Origin of the sequence: Desertibaculum subflavum (assembly GCA_003576705.1) — a bacterium.
In the GTDB taxonomy this organism is placed as follows: Bacteria; Pseudomonadota; Alphaproteobacteria; order Ferrovibrionales; family Ferrovibrionaceae; genus Desertibaculum; species Desertibaculum subflavum.
Map to the genome: position 1 here is coordinate 1 of QOZS01000042.1, position 15,918 is coordinate 15,918.

Genomic DNA, 15,918 nt, shown 5'->3' on the forward strand with positions numbered 1-15,918 from the left:
GGAGCCTGGGCCGCGGCCGGAGGTGCCGGCGCGGGGGCGGCCTGGGCCGGAGCAGGCGCAGGCGCCGGGGGGGCCGGCGGTGCGGTTGCGGGCGGGGATTTGGCCATCGCGCCCGGCGGCTCGACGGCAGGCGCAGATACCGGCGGCTGGCTTTCGGCTGGCGGCTTTTCCGGCGGCGGCGGTTCGGCAGGCGAGGATGCGGCCGGCGGGGTCGCCGATGCGGCGCCTGCCGCCGGGGCGGGCTCCGCCGGCGCAGGCATTGGTTCGGCAGGCGGCAAAGCGGGCGCGGCCGGCTTCGCCGCCAATTCCGTCGCGCGTTGCGCCACCGGCGGCGGCTCGCCCTGCCACCACAGCCAGCCGACGAACAGGCCCATGGCCACGAACAGGGCCAAGCCAACAGCCGCGGGCGGGCTCATGCGCCGCCGGCCCCCACCGGACGGATCAACCCGGGCCGTAGACCGATCGTTCATGCCATCCGACGCAGCCCCTGGCGACCCCGGTGGGGTCGCCGCTTATCGGTTTATTTGGTCGCGGGGGCGGATCGAGCACCGAGCTGCGGGCCGCTGCGCAGCAGCTCGAGCGCCCGCTGCAGCTGCGGATCGCTCTGCAGGTCGGTCGGGATCGGTCCCGCCTCGAGCGGCGCCGCCGGCTTGCCGTCTTCCTCCGGCTTGCTCGGATCGCCCGAGAGGTGATTGCGCAGGTCGGCCTCGCCGCGGCGTGTCGCCTGATCGGCGCCTTCGGCCTTGACCTGATGCACTTCGACATCCGGCTCGATGCCGACCGCCTGGATCGAGCGGCCCGACGGCGTGTAGTAGCGCTGCGTCGTCAGCTTCAGCGCGCCCTGACCCTGCAGCGGGATGATGGTCTGCACCGAGCCCTTGCCGAACGACTTGGTGCCGATCACGACGGCGCGCTTGTGGTCCTGCAGCGCGCCGGCGACGATCTCGGAGGCCGAGGCCGAGCCGCCGTTGATCAGCACCACGACCGGCTTGCCGTCGGTGATGTCGCCGCGCTTGGAGTTGAAGCGCGTGCCCTCGTCCTGCTTGCGCCCGCGTGTCGAGACGATCTCGCCCTGGTTCAGGAAAGCGTCGGAGACCGACACTGCCTGGTCGAGCAGGCCGCCCGGATTGTTGCGCAAGTCGATGACGTAGCCCTCGATCTTGTCGGCGCCGATCTCCGATCGCAGCTTGTCGACCGCGCGGCCCAGACCGCCCGAGGTCTGCTCGTTGAACGTCGTGATGCGGATATAGGCGGCGTTGCCCTCGCGGCGCGAACGCACCGACTGCACCTTGATGGTGTCGCGGGCAAGCGTCACGTCGAACGGCTTCTCGACATTCTTGCGCCGGATCGTCAGCAGGATGCGCGAGCCGACCGCCCCGCGCATCTTCTCCACCGCTTCCTGCAGGGTCAGGCCCATGACGGGCTTGCCGTCGATGCCGGCAATCAGGTCGCCCGGCAGCAGGCCGGCGCGGCTCGCGGGCGTGTCGTCGATCGGCGCCACCACCTTGACCAGGCCGTTCTCCATGGTGACTTCGATGCCGAGGCCGCCGAACTCGCCCCGGGTCTGCACCTGCATCTCCCGGAAGCTCTTGGGATTGAGGTACTGGGAATGCGGATCGAGCGAGGCGAGCATGCCGTTGATGGCGCTCTCGATCAGCTCGCCCTCGTTGACCGTGTCGACGTAGTCGCTCCGCACCTTCTCCAGCACGTCGCCGAACAGGTCGAGCCGCCGATAGGTTTCGGAACTGGCCGCTTCCAGCGGGCCGACCGGCAGCGTCAACACCGCCGCCACCCCGGTCAGCGCCAGCGCACTGACCGCACCGAGCATGAAATTACGCATCAGCCGTCGACCTTTCGTTCTGCTTGCGCGAGCCAGGATTGGGGGTTAACGGGCTCGCCCTTCCGGCGCAGTTCCACATAGAGAAGCGGCTCAGCATCCGCCTCTTCGGCCATGAAGCCAATCGGTTCACCCAGAGCGACCGCTTGGCCCACATTCGCATCGATACGCCCGAAACCAGCGATGAGTAGATGATATCCGTCGCCATGCGCCAGGATCAAGAGTTGGCCATAGCCGCGGAACGGGCCGGCAAAGATCACTTTGCCGTCAGTCGGCGCATAGATTGCCGCGCCAAGGGTTGCCGCGATCTTAAGACCCTTCTCCACTTGGCCGCGCTCACCCGGATCGCCGAAACGGCTGACCACCCGGCCGCGCACCGGCAGGATCACTCCTCCCTCGCCGGAGGGTACCTGGATACGCGGCGCCGGCGTCAGCGCGGCCATCTCGGTCGGTTGCCGCTCCGAAATTGCCGTCTCGCGCGCTTCGGCTCCCGCCGCGGCTTGGTTCCCTGCCTCGCTCAGGGCCTGAACCTGCGCCTGGACCTGAGCCTGCATCTGGGCCCGGGCGCGGGCCTGTTCAAGAGCCTGCTGGCGGGCCTCCTCCTGCGTCCGGCGGCGCTCCTCCGCGGCAAGCCGCTCGATCAGCTGCTTCACGTCGCGCGCTTCGGCGGCAAGCTTGCCGAGCCGTTCGCGCTCCGCCTTGCGCGCCGCCTCGGCTCCGGCAAGCGCCGCATCGCGCTCGGCCAGGCTGGCGCGCAGCGCCTGGCGCCGCTCTTCCAATGCGCTGGTCGCCCCGGCCAGGCGCTCGCGCTGGCGCCGCGCGTCCGCCTGCAGGGCAACGAGCCGGTCGAGCGTCTCGCGCAGCGCCGTGGCATCGGTTTCCAGCCGCCCGGCGGAACCGCCGAGCAACAGCGCGGCACGCCGCGTATCGACCGGCGAGGTGCCGACCAGGGTGGCGAAGCCTTCGGGCAGCCGCGCGACCACCACGAGCCCGCGCAGGCTGCGTTCCAGCTCGGCGCGGCGCTGCTTCAACTCGTCGGCCATTGCCGCTTCGTCCGCCGCGAGCGCCGCGAGATGCTCTTCGATGGCGCCGACCTGCGCCTCTTGGTTCTGCAGCGCCCGCCCGGCATCGCGGATGGCCCGCCGCAGGCGCCCCTGCTCCGATGCGATCGTGGCGGCGCTGCGGTTCAACTCCTGCACCCGCTTCTGCGCCTCGCGGGCTTCCTGCTGGATTTCCTGCAAGCGATCTCCGGGCGCGGGGTCGGCGAGACCTCCGCGCGGCCATACCGCCGTCAGAGCGGCGCCAACGAGCGCGATCCGGACAACGCTAGGCAACGGCCCTCTCGCCGGCTCTTTTCCCGGCGGCGTCGACCAGCAAGGGTGTGCCGGTCATCTCCGGCGGCTGCGCAAGCCCCAGGAAGCGCAGCAGCGTCGGCGCGAGATCGCAAAGCCGCCCATCGGCCAGGCGCCAGGCGCCGGCGCCAGGCCCGCTCAGCACCGCCGGCACCGGATTGGTGGTGTGCTGGGTGTGCGGCGAGCCGCTCGACGGATCCCACATCTCCTCGAGATTGCCGTGATCGGCCGAAATCAGCAGCACGCCGCCGGCCTTGTCCACTGCCGCTTCCAGCCGGCCAAGGCAGACATCGATGGTCTCCGCCGCCTGCACCGCCGCCGCCAGGACGCCGGTATGCCCGACCATGTCGGGATTGGCGTAGTTGACCACGATCAGGTCGTAGGTCCCGGCCTCGATCGCGCCGACCAGCCGGTCGGTCACCTCCGGCGCCGACATCGAAGGCTGCAGGTCGTAGGTCGCCACCTTGGGCGAGGGCACCAAAATGCGATCCTCGCCCGGGAAGACCGCCTCCTCGCCGCCGTTGAGGAAGAAGGTGACGTGGGCGTATTTCTCGGTCTCGGCGATGCGGAGCTGCTTCAGGCCCGCCGCCGCCACGACCTCGCCCAGGGTCTTCGGATAGCGGACCGGCGGGAACATGGTGGCGAGGTAGGGGTTGAGCGCGGCCGAATACTCGGCCATGCCGGTGGCCGCCGTGAAATCGACGACGCGGCCGCGCGCGAAACCGTCGAATACCGGATCGAGCAGCGCGGTCAGGAGCTCGCGTGCGCGGTCGGCGCGGAAATTGGCCATCACCAGCCCGTCGCCGTCGCGCATGCCGGCATAGCCTTCCAGGACGGTCGGCAGCACGAACTCGTCGGTCTCCTTGCGCCCCGCCGCGGCGGCGACGGCAGCCGCCGCATCGGCGGCGCGCTCGCCCTGGGCGTCGACCAGGGCCGCATAGGCCTTGGCGACGCGGTCCCAGCGCTTGTCGCGGTCCATCGCATAGTAGCGGCCGGAGATGGTGGCCATGCGGACGCCCTTCAGGCCTGCCACGTCGCGCTGGAACTGGGCCAGGTATTCCGCGGCGCTGGAGGGCGGCGTGTCGCGGCCGTCGAGGAAGGCATGCACCGCGACCGGAACGCCTGCTTTCGCCGCTGCCTTGGCGAGGGCCGCCATATGGTCCTGGTGCGAATGGACGCCGCCGGGCGAGAGCAAGCCGAGCAGGTGCAGGGTGCCGCCCGAGGCCTTGGTCTTGGCGAGCAGCTCCTGCAATGCCGGATTGTCGAAGAAGCTGCCGTCGGCGATGGCGTTGTCGATGCGCGGCAGGTCCGGCACGGCGATGCGGCCGGCGCCGATATTCATGTGCCCGACCTCGGAATTGCCCATCTGGCCGGGTGGGAGGCCCACATCGGTGCCGGAGGTGCCGATGCGCGACCATGGCTTGCTGCGCATCAGGCGGGTCCAGTTGGGCAGCCTGGCCTGGGCGAGCGCGTTGTTCTCGCGGGCATCGCGCAGGCCCCATCCGTCCAGGATGCAGAGCACCACGGGACGCGGGCGTTCGTTAACGGCCTTGCTCATGACGGGCGATTGCCGATTCGTGACGAGCTCAACATGGGATGCCTATATAGCGCAGCCTATGGGAGACGAGTTGATAATTGGCTGTAACGGCGGGATGCGGCTAAAACATGGCCCGAGGAAACGCTTAACGAAGAGGGCCGCCCGTGAACTTCGATTTCTCGGATGATGAGAAGCGGCTGAAGGAGGAGGCGCACGGCTTCCTGAACGACCGCTGCCCGCCCAAGGCCGTGCGCCGGGTGCTGGAAGGGGAGCTGCCGTTCGACCGCGATCTGTGGCGCGGGGTGGCCGAGCTTGGCTGGACCGGCGCGGCGATCCCGGAGGCCTATGGCGGCGTCGGTCTCGGCCATGTCGGGCTCTGCGCCCTCGCCGAGGAGCTGGGCGCGGCGCTGGCGCCGATCCCCTTCGCCTCCTCGATCTACCTCGCGGCCGAGGCGCTGCTGCTCGCGGGCACCGAGGCCCAGAAATCGCGCTGGCTGCCCAAGCTCGCCACGGGCCAGCTGATCGGCACCATCGCGGTCGCCGAAGGCGCGGAAGCGCGCAGCGGCAAGCCGCTCGCGACCTCGGCCGAGGGCGGCCGGCTTTCCGGCACGAAGCTGCCGGTCGCCGACGGCGCCTATGCCGACATCGCCATCGTGGCGGCCCGCACGGCGAAGTCGCCGCTGGCGCTGTATGTGGTCGAGCTGAACCAACCGGAGATCGACCGCGCGCCGGTCAAGACCATCGATCCGAGCCGCGGGCATGCCCGGCTCACCTTCCGCGGCGCCAAGGCGGAGCCGCTCGGCAGCGAAGCCGACGGCGAAGCGATCCTGAAGCGGCTCTACGACCGCGCGGCGATCCTGGTCGGCTTCGAGCAGGTCGGCGGTGCCTCGGTGGCGCTCGACATGGCCTGCAATTATGCCCGCGAGCGCTATGCCTTCGGCCGGCCGATCGGCAGCCAGCAGGCCGTCAAGCACAAGCTGGCCGACGTCTATTGCGCGGTCGAGCTCGCGCGCTCCAACGCCTATTGGGGCGCCTGGGCGCTGGGTGCCGATGCGCCGGAGCTGCCGCTGGCCGCCGCCACTGCGCGCGTGGCCGGCAGCCGCGCCTTCTACGTCGCCTCGAAAGAGAACATCCAGGTGCATGGCGGCATGGGCTTCACCTGGGAAGGCGATTGCCACCTCTACTACCGGCGGGCCAAGCATCTCGCGCTGATGCTGGGCGCGGCGCCGGAGTGGAAGGAAAAGCTGGTCAACGAGATCGAGCGCCGCAACGCGGCCTGAGGAGAGGATTGGCCATGGATTTCAACGACAGCCCCGAAGAGGCCGCCTTCCGCGCCGAGGCGCGCGCCTTCTTCGAGAAGAACGCGACTCGAAAGTCCGGCCACGCCGCAGCGCAGCGCTCGCGCGCCGACGACGCGGCGAACCTCGCCGCGGCGAAGGACTTCCAGCGCCGCAAGGCGGAAGCGGGCTTCGCCGCCATCACCTGGCCGAAGGCCTTCGGCGGCCGCGGCCTGCCGCCGATCATGCAGGTGATCTTCAACCAGGAGCAGGCGAGCTTCGAAGTGCCGCGCGGCTTCTTCGAGATCGGGCTCGGCATGTGCATCCCGACCCTGATGAAGCACGGCACGCCGGAGCATGCGAAGCGCTACGTGCCGCCGGCCGTGCGGGGCGACGAGATCTGGTGCCAGCTGTTCTCCGAGCCGGTCGGCGGCTCCGACCTCGCCGGCCTGATCACGCGCGCGGTGCGCGACGGCGACGACTGGGTGATCAACGGCCAGAAGATCTGGACTTCCGGCGCACATTACTGCGACTTCGGCATCATCGTGGTGCGCACCGACCCGAACGTGGCGAAGCATGAAGGCCTGACCATGTTCTTCCTCGACATGAAGTCGCCCGGCATCGAGGTGCGGCGGATCAAGCAGGTCTCCGGCACGTCGAACTTCAACGAGGTGTTCTTCACCGATGTCCGCGTGCCGGACAGCCAGCGGCTGGGCGCCGTCGGCGAAGGCTGGAAGGTCTCGCTCACCACGCTGATGAACGAGCGGCTGGCGGTGGGCGAGGCGCCGGCACCGGATTTCGACGACATCTTCCATCTGGCGCGGGAGGTGACCGTCGAGGGCAAGCCCGCCATCGCCGACCGCGCCATGCGCGAGAAGCTGGCCGACTGGTATGTCGAGACCCAGGGCCTGAAGCTGACCAAGTTCCGCACCATGACGGCGCTGTCGCGCAGCCAGACGCCGGGCCCCGAGGCCTCCATCACCAAGCTGGTCAGCGCCACCAAGCTGCAGGAGATCGCCTCGACCGGCATGGACCTGCTGGGCGAGGGCGGCAGCCTGATGGAGGAAAGCGAGGTTCCGGCGGCCGCGCTGTTCCAGCAGGCGCTGCTCTACAGCCCGGGTCTGCGCATCGCCGGCGGCACCGACGAGATCCTGCGCAACATCATCGCCGAGCGCGTGCTCGGCCTGCCGGCCGACATGCGGGCCGACAAGGAGCTGCCTTTCAACAAGATTCCGCGGGGCAAGCGCTGATAGATCTTGAAATTCGCGGTTTGCGAAGCATTTGTGACAGCCGAGATTCCGCTTGCGTCGACGGGCAATTTTGGCCAGTTAGTGCGCCCTCGCGACGGGATCGCGGCTTAACCGGACAGCTTGTCCAAGGAGGGTCCGAGGAATGGCGAAATCGCAGACCAGCGTCCGCAAGCTCGAGGTGGTGGAGAACAGCCTGCCGCCATGGCTTCCGGAATCCGGCGGTTTCGTCGTCAAGGACGGACTCACCTATGCCGGTACGCATCTGACCATCGATCTCTGGGGCGCCAAGCGTCTGGACGATCTGGGCTTCATCGAGCGCGCCATGCGCGAAGCGGTGGCCGCGACCGGCGCCACCCTGCTGCGCATCGACCTGCACCATTTCGAGCCGAATGGCGGCGTCAGCGGCGTGGCGCTGCTCGCCGAGAGCCATATGAGCATCCACACATGGCCGGAACGCGGCTATGCCGCGCTGGACGTCTTCACCTGCGGCACCTGCGAACCGCACAAGGCGGTGCCGGTGTTGAAGCGCGCCTTCGAGCCGGATGCGGTGCAGCTGAACGAGCTGAAGCGGGGCATATCGCTCTGACGGCGCCGGTGCCGCCATGGCCTGGTACGGCGAAAATCTCTATCCCGACGTAGCGCAGACCTTCGAGCTGCGCGCCGAGATCCTGCGCGCGCGCACGGCCTACCAATCGCTCTTGATCGTCGACACGGTGCGGTTCGGACGCATGCTGGTGCTGGACGATATCGTGCAGACCACCGAGGCCGACGAGGCCGCCTATCACGAGATGATGGTGCATCCGGCGCTGTTCGCCCACGGCGCGCCGCGGCGCGTGCTGGTGATCGGCGGCGGCGACGGCGGCATCATCCGGCAGGTGCTGAAGCACAGATCGGTCGAGCGCTGCGTGATGGTGGAGATCGACGGCGAGGTCGTGCAGGCGTGCCGCGACCACCTGCCGGCGGTCAGCCGCGGTGCGTTCGACGACCCGCGGCTGGAGCTGATCATCGGCGACGGCGCGAAATTCGTCGCCGAGGCGGCCGAAAGCTTCGACGTGGTCGTCACCGATTCCGGCGACCCGATCGGCCCTGCCGAAGTGCTGTTCGACAGTCCGTTCTATGCCGCCTGCCGCGACCGCCTCGACCCCGACGGAATCCTGGTGACCCAGAACGGCGTGCCGTTCCTGCAGCCCGAGGAAACCACTTCCACCTGGCGGAAGCTCGGCCGCCTGTTCGCGCATCGCGGCTTCCACCTGTCGCCGGTGCCGACCTATTACGGCGGCCACATGGCCTTCGCCTGGGGCGCCGCGCACGACCTCTATGCGCAGGACTGGGAGGCGGTGGCGCAGCGCATCGCCGCCGCGGCGCTGGATCTCGAGCACTACAACGCGGAAATCCACCGGGCCGTCTATGCGCACCCGGCCTGGTTCAAGCGGCTGCTGCGGAACTGACCGGCGGGGCGGCGATCAGCGCCGCCATGAAAGTCTCGCGCCAATGCGTGATGTCGTGCCGGCGCACGATGTCCATCATGCCGCTCCAGCGGGCACGCCGTTCATCGAGCGGCATGCGCAGCGCCCGGTGCATGGCGGCGGCCAGCTGGTCGATATCGAACGGATTGACGATCAGCGCACCGTCGAGCTCGCGCGCCGCGCCGGCGAAGCGCGAGAGGATCAGAACACCCGGATCGGCCGGATCCTGCGCGGCCACGTATTCCTTGGCGACCAGGTTCATGCCGTCGCGCAAGGGCGTGACGAGGCCGACGCAGGCGAAACGGTAGAAGCCCGCGAGCGTGGTGCGCACGAAGGCCCGGTTGAGATAGCGCACCGGCGCCCAGTCGAACTCCGCATACTTGCCGTTGATGCGGCCGGCGAGACCTTCGAGCTCGCGCCGCAAGGTCCGGTACTGCGCCACCTCGCCGCGCGAGATCGGCGCGATCTGCATGAAAGTGACCTTGCCGCGATGCTCGGGATGCGTGCCGAGCAGCTCCTGGAAAGCCTCGAAGCGCTTCGGCAGGCCCTTGCTGTGGTCCAGCCGGTCGACGCCGATCATCAGGCGACGGCCGGCCAGGCTGTCCTTCAGGCGCTGCGTTTCTTCCGAGGCGGCGGCCTTCACGGCGGCCTCGGCGAAGGCTTCTGCATCGATGCCGATCGGGAAGGCGCCGACGCGGAGCCGCCGGCCGAAGGCCTCGACCCAGCCGTCGCCGACCCGCCCGCCCGCCTCGCTGGCGATGTAACCCTGGAAGGCCTCGACGTCGCCCTGGGTCTGAAAGCCGACGAGATCATAGGCGCAGAGATCGGCGACCAACCGCTCATGGCCCGGCAGCGCGGTCAGCACCTCCTTGGCCGGGAACGGAATGTGCAAGAAGAAGCCGATGCGATTGCGCAGGCCAAGCTTCCTGAGCTTGGTCGCCATCGGGATGAAGTGATAGTCGTGCACCCAAACGAGATCGTCGGGCTCCACCATCGGCGCGAGCGCCGCGGCGAAGCGCCGGTTGACGCCAAGATAGGCCTCGAAGGCGGCGCGACGGAAGTCGATCAGGCCGAGCCGGTAGTGGAACAGCGGCCACAAGGTCGAGTTGGCGAAGCCGACATAGAAACCCGCATGCTCCGCCTCGGAGAGGTCGAGCGTCGCATAGGCGCCCTGTGGCGTGCGCAGCACACGGGGCGTGTCGCTCGCCTCGGCGGAGGTCTCGCCGCTCCAGCCGAACCAGAGGCCGCCGTGCTTGGCCAGGGCCTCGCGCAGCGCCACCGCCAGCCCACCGGCCCTCGCACCGCGCTCACGCGGCAGTGCCACCCGGTTGGAGACGATCACGAGCCGCGCCAAAACGCCTCCTCCCAGCTTTTGGACAGACGCATGGCACAAACAATGACACCGACCATCGAGTAAGTCTGCGGAAAATTGCCCCACAGCTCGCCGGTGGCCGGGTCGATATCCTCGGAGAGCATGCCGAGATGGTTGCGGCTGGCGAGCAATTTCTCGAACAGCTCGCGCGCCTCATCCCGCCGCCCCACCGCCGCCAAGGCGTCGATATACCAGAAGGAACAAACGTTGAAGGCGGTCGTCGGTTCCCCGAAATCGTCCGGCGCCGCGTAGCGCAACAGGTGATCGCCGCGGCGAAGCTCGCGCTCGATGGCCTCCAGCGTCGAGACGAAGCGCGGATCGGAGGCGGACAGAAATCCAATCTCCTGCAAGAGCAGCAGGCTCGCATCCAGATCCTTGCCGCCGAAGCTTTCGACGAAGGAATTGCGCTCCGGGCTCCAGGCCTCGGCCAGGATGCGCTTCCTGATGCGGTCGGCCTCGCCGCGCCAGCGCTCGACCCGCTGCTGGTCGCCGAGCGCGCTCGCGATCTTCGCCAGGCGATGACAGGCGGCCCAGCACATGGCGACGGAATGCGTATGGATGCGGGCGCGGCCGCGATATTCCCACAGGCCCGCATCCGGCTCGAAGGCGAGCTTCGCCGCCTGTTCGCCGAGCTTCTCCAGCCGCTCCAGCAGCGCGAGGTCGCCGGGTTCCGGCAGGCGCATGTCGAAGAAGGTCTGCGCCGCGGCCAGGATGACGCTGCCGTAGACGTCGTTCTGCACCTGCATCGCCGCCTGGTTGCCGACGCGGACCGGGCCCATGCCGCGATAGCCGGCGAGATGCGGCACGATGTGCTCGTCGAGCGGTGCGTCCGGCACGATGCCGTAGACCGGCTTCAGCCGGCCGGCCGGATCCATCGCGGCGACCGAGGTGATGTAGCGCAGGAAGTCCTGCATGGTTCGGGTGGCGCCGAGGCGATTCAGCGCCTGCACCACGAAATAGGAATCCCTGAGCCAGCAATGCCGGTAGTCCCAGTTGCGCGGCGTATCGGCGGCCTCGGGCACCGAGGTGGTGAGGGCCGCGACGATGGCGCCGGTCTCCTGGAAGGCGCAGAGCTTGAGGGTGATGGCGGCGCGTATCACCGCCTCCTGCCACTCGAACGGCACGGCGAGCGAGCGCGACCAGTCGACCCAGTACTCCCGCGTGCGGCCGAAGAATTCGCGCGCGACATGGGTGATGGAGGCGGTGAAGCTTTCGTCCGGCCCGAAGATCAGCATGATCGGCTCGGTCAGGACGAAGGTGTGCTCGCCCTCGAGGTAGGCCACCGGCCCGTCGGTGGTGACGCGGAGCGTGTTCTCGGGCGAGACATAGCGGATGTGATTGCTGCCGACGGTGCAGGTCGGCGCGAACGCGCCATAGCCGAAGCGCGGCCGGATGCGGATGCGAATGCGGGCGAGACCCGATACCGGCTCGATGCGACGGAACAGCATGCCCGGCCGATAGATGCGATCGAACTGGCGGAACCGCGGCACGAAGTCGGTGATGCGGATCGAGGCGCCGGTCTGGTCGGTCAGCGTGGTCTGCAGGATCGCGGTGTTCGGCATATAGGCCTGCTCCGAGGCCACGATGCGATCCATCTCGACATCCGTGTAGCCGGTGTCGTCGTCGCCGGCGAGCAGGTTGCAGAACACCGGATCGCCGTCGAGCCGGGGCAGGCACCACCAGACGATGCGGGCGTTGCGGTCGACCAGCGCACCGACGATGCAGTTGCCGACGACACCGAGATCGAGCGTTTGCCGGCTCATGATGCGCCACCTTCGAGCCCGGCCACGAAATCGCGCAGCCAGTCCCGCACGGCGGCCGCGTCGTGGAAGGCCGCCGCGCGCGGCGTGTGCAGATCGCCGACCGGCAATGCGATGCCGCCGAGCTGCTCCACCATGGCAAAGCCGTCGGCATCGGTGACGTCGTCGCCGATGAAAACCGGACGCCGCCCCTTGAACGGCGCATCGGCCATGAACGACTTGACCGCCTGTCCCTTGTCGCGATGCATCGGGCGGACTTCCCAGACGAATTTGCCCGCCATCAGATCGGCCGTCTCGCCGCTTTCCTGAATGAGGGCCGCGAGCTGGGCCGCCAGCGCGTCGCCGAGTTCGGGCCGGGCTCGATAGTGGACGGCGACGGTCAAGCCCTTGTCCTCCACCAGCACATCGGCGATCTGCGACATGGCGTTCGCGATGGTCTGACGCAGCGCGGCGGACGGCGATTCGACGACCCGCATGGCGGGCCGGGTGCCGCCGAGCCGCATCTCCGCGCCGTGCTGGCCGGCAGTGGGAAGCCGCAAGGGATCGAACAGTTGGTCGAGCTCGGCGATCGTGCGGCCGCTGACGAAGGCGAGCGCGCCGCCGAACGCATCGGTTGCGCGCCGCAGCGTCTCGATCAGCGTGCGCGGGACGGCGACCTCGTCAGGGCGTTCGGCGATGTCGAGCAATGTGCCGTCGACATCGAGAAACAGTGCCCAATCCGCTGCCGGCAAGGGTGGATCGATCCGAGTGGGTGCGGCGAGCGTCGGCAAGGTGCGGTCAGTCCGGCGTGTTGACAGGCAGGTCGAGCAGCGCACGGCGGCGCAGCCACAGGCTCGGCCGGTAGCGATCGTCGCCGGTGACCGCCTGGATGCGTCCGAGAATCTCGTGCACGCGCCGCGCGCCGCCGAGGAAATCCACCATTTCGAGCGAGCCGCGCGGATAGTTGAGGCCGAGCTTCATGGCGAGGTCGATATCGGCGGGACTGGCGATGCCGATCTGCGCCATCTCGCAGCCGAGATTGCCGATCATCGCCACCACGCGCTGCACGACGAAGCCCGGGCTGTCCTTGATCACCGTCACCTTGGCGCCGGTCTGGGCCAGACGGGAAACCGCGGCCGCCACCGCTGCGGGATCCGCGCCGGGCGGCCGCATGGCGGTGAGGCGCTTGGCGATATTGCCGCTGAGATCGACGCAGACGAGGCGCCGCGCATCGAGGCCGAGCCGGGCGGCAAAGGTCGAGGCGTCCTCGCCGAGCGGCGCGCCGACGATCGGGCTTGCGCCGTCATCGCGCGCCAGGAGCTCGGCGCCGGCTTCGAGCAGCAGCTTCGACAACGCCTCATCGCGTTCGGCCAGAACCAGCTTCGCCGCCGGCGTGGCGCTCGCCGGCGCGTCGGTCGGCTGCGGCACGAGCTTTCCGTCCGTGTCATAGGCATACCAGCCGCCGCCGGTCTTGCGACCGAGCTGGCCGCTTTCCGCCATCGCCTGATGCAGCGGCCAGGTCGCCAGCCGCCGATCCTGGAAATAGCCGTCGTACATGATCTTCGCGGCCGGAAAATTCACGTCGAGCCCGGTCAGATCCATCAATTCGAACGGGCCCATGCGGAATCCGACCGCATCGCGCAGGATGGCATCGATCTCGGCCGGGCTGGCCACGCCTTCCATGGCGAGGCGCACCGCCTCGGTCGAAAACGGCCGGTTGCCGAGATTGACCAGGAAGCCTGGGCTGTCGCTGACCGTGACCGGAACCCGGCCCATGCGCTTGCCGAGCGCGGTCAGCGCCTCCACGACAGCCGGCGCGGTAGCCGGGGCGCGGATCACCTCGACCAGCTTCATCAGCGGCACCGGGTTGAAGAAATGCATGCCGGCCACGCGCGCCTTGTTGGTGCAGGCGGCGGCGATGGAGGCGATGCGGATCGACGAGGTGTTGGAGGCGATCACCGCGTCCGGCCGCAGGATCGCCTCGAGCTGGCGGAACAGGTCGCGCTTGGCGTCGAGCGCTTCGACGATAGCCTCGATCACCGCATCGGCCGGTGCCAGATCCTCCATCGCGCCGATCACGTGGATGCGGGCCACCGCCGCCTCGGCCTCGGCCGGCGCAAGCCGCCCCTTCCTGGCAGCGCCATCCAGCATCTCCGCGATATAGGCACGGGCCCTCTCCGCGGCCCCGGATGCGGCATCGAACAGCAGCACCTTGAGCCCGCCCTGGGCCGCCACCTGGGCGATACCGCGTCCCATCGCGCCGGTGCCGATCACCGCCACCGTTGCCTCGTCGCGCGACCAATCCATTGCCATTCCTGCTGCTCCCCACGGCGGCAAGTTCCAAACTTACCTGATACCCGCGCCGATTCAACGGGTTAACTGGGTCTTGAAGCGGTGGCGAGGCGACACCAGTTAATATTCGTCACCGGTGCCGCGCGTTGGGCCGGGGGCATCACGGGGCCGAGTGGGCCCGCCCGAACGACACGCTCCTGGAGGAGGTGGCTCGATGTCACGATTGCCGCAGTTCAGCCATCCGCTGCTGCTTGGTTTCGACCGGATCGAACGCATGATCGACCGGGTGGCCAAGGCTTCGAGCGACGGCTATCCCCCTTACAACATTGAGCAAACGGGCGACGACAGCCTGCGCATCACGCTCGCCGTCGCCGGCTTCCGGGATGAGGATTTGTCAATCACCTTGGAGGACAATCAGCTGGTGGTGCGAGGCCGGCAGCAGGACGATGAGAAGGACCGCGTTTTCCTGCACCGCGGCATTGCAGCCCGGCAGTTCCAGCGCGGCTTCGTGCTGGCGGAAGGGATCGAAGTGGTCGGCGCCGAGTTGAACAACGGGCTGCTGCATGTCGATCTGCGGCGGCCGAAGCCGGAGACGACCACACGGCAGATCCAGATCCGCCGTACCGGCGCCGGCAGCAGCCGGGCAGTCAACCAGGCGAGTTCGGGGGAAAGCTTAGAGATCGAAAGGAGCCGGTCATGATGGACCATGCCCATGAGAGCGAAGTCAGGACGCTGACCCCCGAGGCGCTGCTTGAGCTCGGCGGACCGAACCTCGTCTATATCCGCGCCGTGCCTACGCCGGGCGGCACCGCCTGGGGGATCTTCGCCCAGAACGGTCAGCCGATGGGTGTGGTGGACGGCCGCGACAACGCCTTCGCCGCAGCCCGTCAGCACGAGCTGGAGCCGGTCGACGTACACTGACGGCAGCAGGAACTCACAACCGAGTAGACGCCCGGCCGTGGCTCACGGCCGGGCGTTTCCGTTTCAGAGATCGCTGCGGAGCTTGACCGGGGCGGTGCGGCGCCGCCGCCTCGCCGCCAGGTTGAGGGCCTCCACCAGCACCGAGAATCCCATCGCCGCGTAGATGTAGCCCTTCGGGATGTGGAAGCCGAAGCCGTCGGCAATCAGCGCCGTGCCGATCAGCAGCAGGAACGCCAGCGCCAGCATCTTCACCGTCGGATGGCGGGAGACGAAGTCGGACAGCGGATTGGCGGCGGCCAGCATGACGATCATGGCGATGACCACGGCCGTCACCATCACCCAGAGCTCGCGCACCATGCCGACCGCGGTGATCACCGAATCGAGCGAGAAGACGATATCGATGATGCCGATCTGGACGACGACGCCGACAAATCCGACGGCGGCCTTGCCGGCGGCCGAGCCGTGATCCTCCTCGCCCTCCAGGCTGCCGTGGATCTCGTGCGTCGACTTGGCGATGAGGAAGATGCCGCCGGCGATCAGGATGATGTCCCGCCAGGAGATCGGCTGCTCGAACAGAGTGAGTACGGGCTGAGTGAGGCCGACGATCCAGGCCAATGTCGCCAGCAGCATGAGCCGGGTAATGAGCGCCACCGCAAGACCGAGCCGGCGCGCGGCCGGCCGCTGATGCGCCGGCAGGCGGTCCGACAGGATGGCGATGAAGACGAGGTTGTCGACGCCGAGCACGATCTCGAGCACGGCCAAGGTGACCAGGCTGATCCAGATCTGCGGATCGAGAAGGAATTCCATGGCGGACGATACCCCGGGATGGGCAACGAAAAGGCGGGCCGCCTTTCGCGCGGCCCGCCGCTAGATCA

At 68.6% G+C, this 15,918-nt stretch carries 14 protein-coding genes and 1 pseudogene; 6 read left to right on the plus strand and 9 right to left on the minus strand.

Features of this window, described 5'->3' with window-relative positions; translation table 11 throughout:
• The 4 genes and pseudogenes from DT074_RS28555 to gpmI form a co-directional block, all read right to left on the minus strand.
• A pseudogene (locus DT074_RS28555) lies at nucleotides 1-392 on the minus strand (hypothetical protein); the annotation flags it as partial.
• A 128-nt stretch (nucleotides 393-520) separates the two neighbouring features.
• Entirely contained in the window at nucleotides 521-1,840 is a 1,320-nt protein-coding gene (locus DT074_RS19910; RefSeq protein WP_368744791.1) for a S41 family peptidase, read from the minus strand.
• Entirely contained in the window at nucleotides 1,840-3,078 is a 1,239-nt protein-coding gene (locus DT074_RS19915) for a murein hydrolase activator EnvC family protein (protein WP_119421618.1), read from the minus strand. Before DT074_RS19915 ends, DT074_RS19910 begins: the two co-directional genes overlap by 1 nt.
• Nucleotides 3,079-3,163: 85 nt before the next feature.
• Nucleotides 3,164-4,747: a 2,3-bisphosphoglycerate-independent phosphoglycerate mutase gene (gene gpmI / locus DT074_RS19920; protein WP_119421619.1), complete on the minus strand. Its 1,584-nt coding sequence runs from the start codon at nucleotides 4,745-4,747 to the stop codon at nucleotides 3,164-3,166.
• 143 nt (nucleotides 4,748-4,890) lie between these two features.
• On the opposite strand from gpmI, the gene DT074_RS19925 reads away from it, so the two are divergent.
• The 4 genes from DT074_RS19925 (at nucleotide 4,891) to speE (ending at nucleotide 8,701) form a co-directional block, all read left to right on the plus strand.
• Nucleotides 4,891-6,006: an acyl-CoA dehydrogenase family protein gene (locus tag DT074_RS19925; protein ID WP_119421620.1), complete on the plus strand. Its 1,116-nt coding sequence runs from the start codon at nucleotides 4,891-4,893 to the stop codon at nucleotides 6,004-6,006.
• Nucleotides 6,007-6,020: 14 nt separating this feature from the next.
• Nucleotides 6,021-7,253, plus strand: coding sequence for an acyl-CoA dehydrogenase family protein (locus DT074_RS19930; RefSeq protein WP_119421621.1), 1,233 nt, complete (start codon nucleotides 6,021-6,023; stop codon nucleotides 7,251-7,253).
• Nucleotides 7,254-7,395: 142 nt separating this feature from the next.
• Complete coding sequence (gene speD / locus DT074_RS19935) at nucleotides 7,396-7,839, plus strand: adenosylmethionine decarboxylase (protein WP_119421622.1); 444 nt, start codon at nucleotides 7,396-7,398, stop codon at nucleotides 7,837-7,839.
• 16 nt (nucleotides 7,840-7,855) lie between these two features.
• A complete protein-coding gene (gene speE, locus DT074_RS19940; protein ID WP_119421623.1) occupies nucleotides 7,856-8,701 on the plus strand; it encodes a polyamine aminopropyltransferase in 846 nt (281 codons plus the stop codon).
• On the opposite strand, the gene otsA is transcribed toward speE, so the two are convergent.
• The 4 genes from otsA to DT074_RS19960 are packed head-to-tail and all read right to left on the minus strand — an operon-like array spanning nucleotide 8,679 to nucleotide 14,137.
• Nucleotides 8,679-10,073: an alpha,alpha-trehalose-phosphate synthase (UDP-forming) gene (gene otsA / locus DT074_RS19945; protein WP_119421624.1), complete on the minus strand. Its 1,395-nt coding sequence runs from the start codon at nucleotides 10,071-10,073 to the stop codon at nucleotides 8,679-8,681. The genes speE and otsA overlap by 23 nt on opposite strands.
• Nucleotides 10,058-11,854 (minus strand): glycoside hydrolase family 15 protein, encoded by a 1,797-nt coding sequence (locus DT074_RS19950; RefSeq protein ID WP_119421625.1) that lies wholly within the window; start codon nucleotides 11,852-11,854, stop codon nucleotides 10,058-10,060. Before DT074_RS19950 ends, otsA begins: the two co-directional genes overlap by 16 nt.
• Complete coding sequence (gene otsB, locus DT074_RS19955; RefSeq protein WP_162915032.1) at nucleotides 11,851-12,621, minus strand: trehalose-phosphatase; 771 nt, start codon at nucleotides 12,619-12,621, stop codon at nucleotides 11,851-11,853. Before otsB ends, DT074_RS19950 begins: the two co-directional genes overlap by 4 nt.
• Before the next feature lie 7 nt (nucleotides 12,622-12,628).
• Nucleotides 12,629-14,137: a 3-hydroxyacyl-CoA dehydrogenase gene (locus tag DT074_RS19960; protein WP_119421627.1), complete on the minus strand. Its 1,509-nt coding sequence runs from the start codon at nucleotides 14,135-14,137 to the stop codon at nucleotides 12,629-12,631.
• A gap of 199 nt (nucleotides 14,138-14,336) precedes the next feature.
• Here DT074_RS19960 and DT074_RS19965 point away from each other — a divergent pair, with 199 nt between their 5' ends.
• Nucleotides 14,337-14,822, plus strand: coding sequence for an Hsp20 family protein (locus tag DT074_RS19965; RefSeq protein ID WP_119421628.1), 486 nt, complete (start codon nucleotides 14,337-14,339; stop codon nucleotides 14,820-14,822).
• On the plus strand, nucleotides 14,819-15,043 hold the full coding sequence (locus DT074_RS19970) for a DUF1150 family protein (RefSeq protein ID WP_119421629.1): 225 nt from the start codon (nucleotides 14,819-14,821) through the stop codon (nucleotides 15,041-15,043). Before DT074_RS19965 ends, DT074_RS19970 begins: the two co-directional genes overlap by 4 nt.
• A 63-nt stretch (nucleotides 15,044-15,106) precedes the next feature.
• Here DT074_RS19970 and DT074_RS19975 read toward each other — a convergent pair whose 3' ends face one another.
• A complete protein-coding gene (locus tag DT074_RS19975) occupies nucleotides 15,107-15,850 on the minus strand; it encodes a TerC family protein (protein ID WP_119421630.1) in 744 nt (247 codons plus the stop codon).
• Nucleotides 15,851-15,918 lie beyond the last annotated feature (68 nt).

Excerpts from the sequence above, each read along its gene's own strand:
- DT074_RS19965 (WP_119421628.1), top strand. The coding sequence starts at position 14,337 with ATGTCACGATTGCCGCAGTTCAGCCATCCGCTGCTGCTTGGTTTCGAC.
- DT074_RS19970 (WP_119421629.1), top strand. The coding sequence starts at position 14,819 with ATGATGGACCATGCCCATGAGAGCGAAGTCAGGACGCTGACCCCCGAG.
- speD (WP_119421622.1), top strand. The coding sequence starts at position 7,396 with ATGGCGAAATCGCAGACCAGCGTCCGCAAGCTCGAGGTGGTGGAGAAC.
- DT074_RS19910 (WP_368744791.1), bottom strand. The coding sequence starts at position 1,840 with ATGCGTAATTTCATGCTCGGTGCGGTCAGTGCGCTGGCGCTGACCGGG.
- DT074_RS19950 (WP_119421625.1), bottom strand. The coding sequence starts at position 11,854 with ATGAGCCGGCAAACGCTCGATCTCGGTGTCGTCGGCAACTGCATCGTC.
- speE (WP_119421623.1), top strand. The coding sequence starts at position 7,856 with ATGGCCTGGTACGGCGAAAATCTCTATCCCGACGTAGCGCAGACCTTC.
- DT074_RS19975 (WP_119421630.1), bottom strand. The coding sequence starts at position 15,850 with ATGGAATTCCTTCTCGATCCGCAGATCTGGATCAGCCTGGTCACCTTG.
- DT074_RS19930 (WP_119421621.1), top strand. The coding sequence starts at position 6,021 with ATGGATTTCAACGACAGCCCCGAAGAGGCCGCCTTCCGCGCCGAGGCG.
- gpmI (WP_119421619.1), bottom strand. The coding sequence starts at position 4,747 with ATGAGCAAGGCCGTTAACGAACGCCCGCGTCCCGTGGTGCTCTGCATC.
- DT074_RS19960 (WP_119421627.1), bottom strand. The coding sequence starts at position 14,137 with ATGGATTGGTCGCGCGACGAGGCAACGGTGGCGGTGATCGGCACCGGC.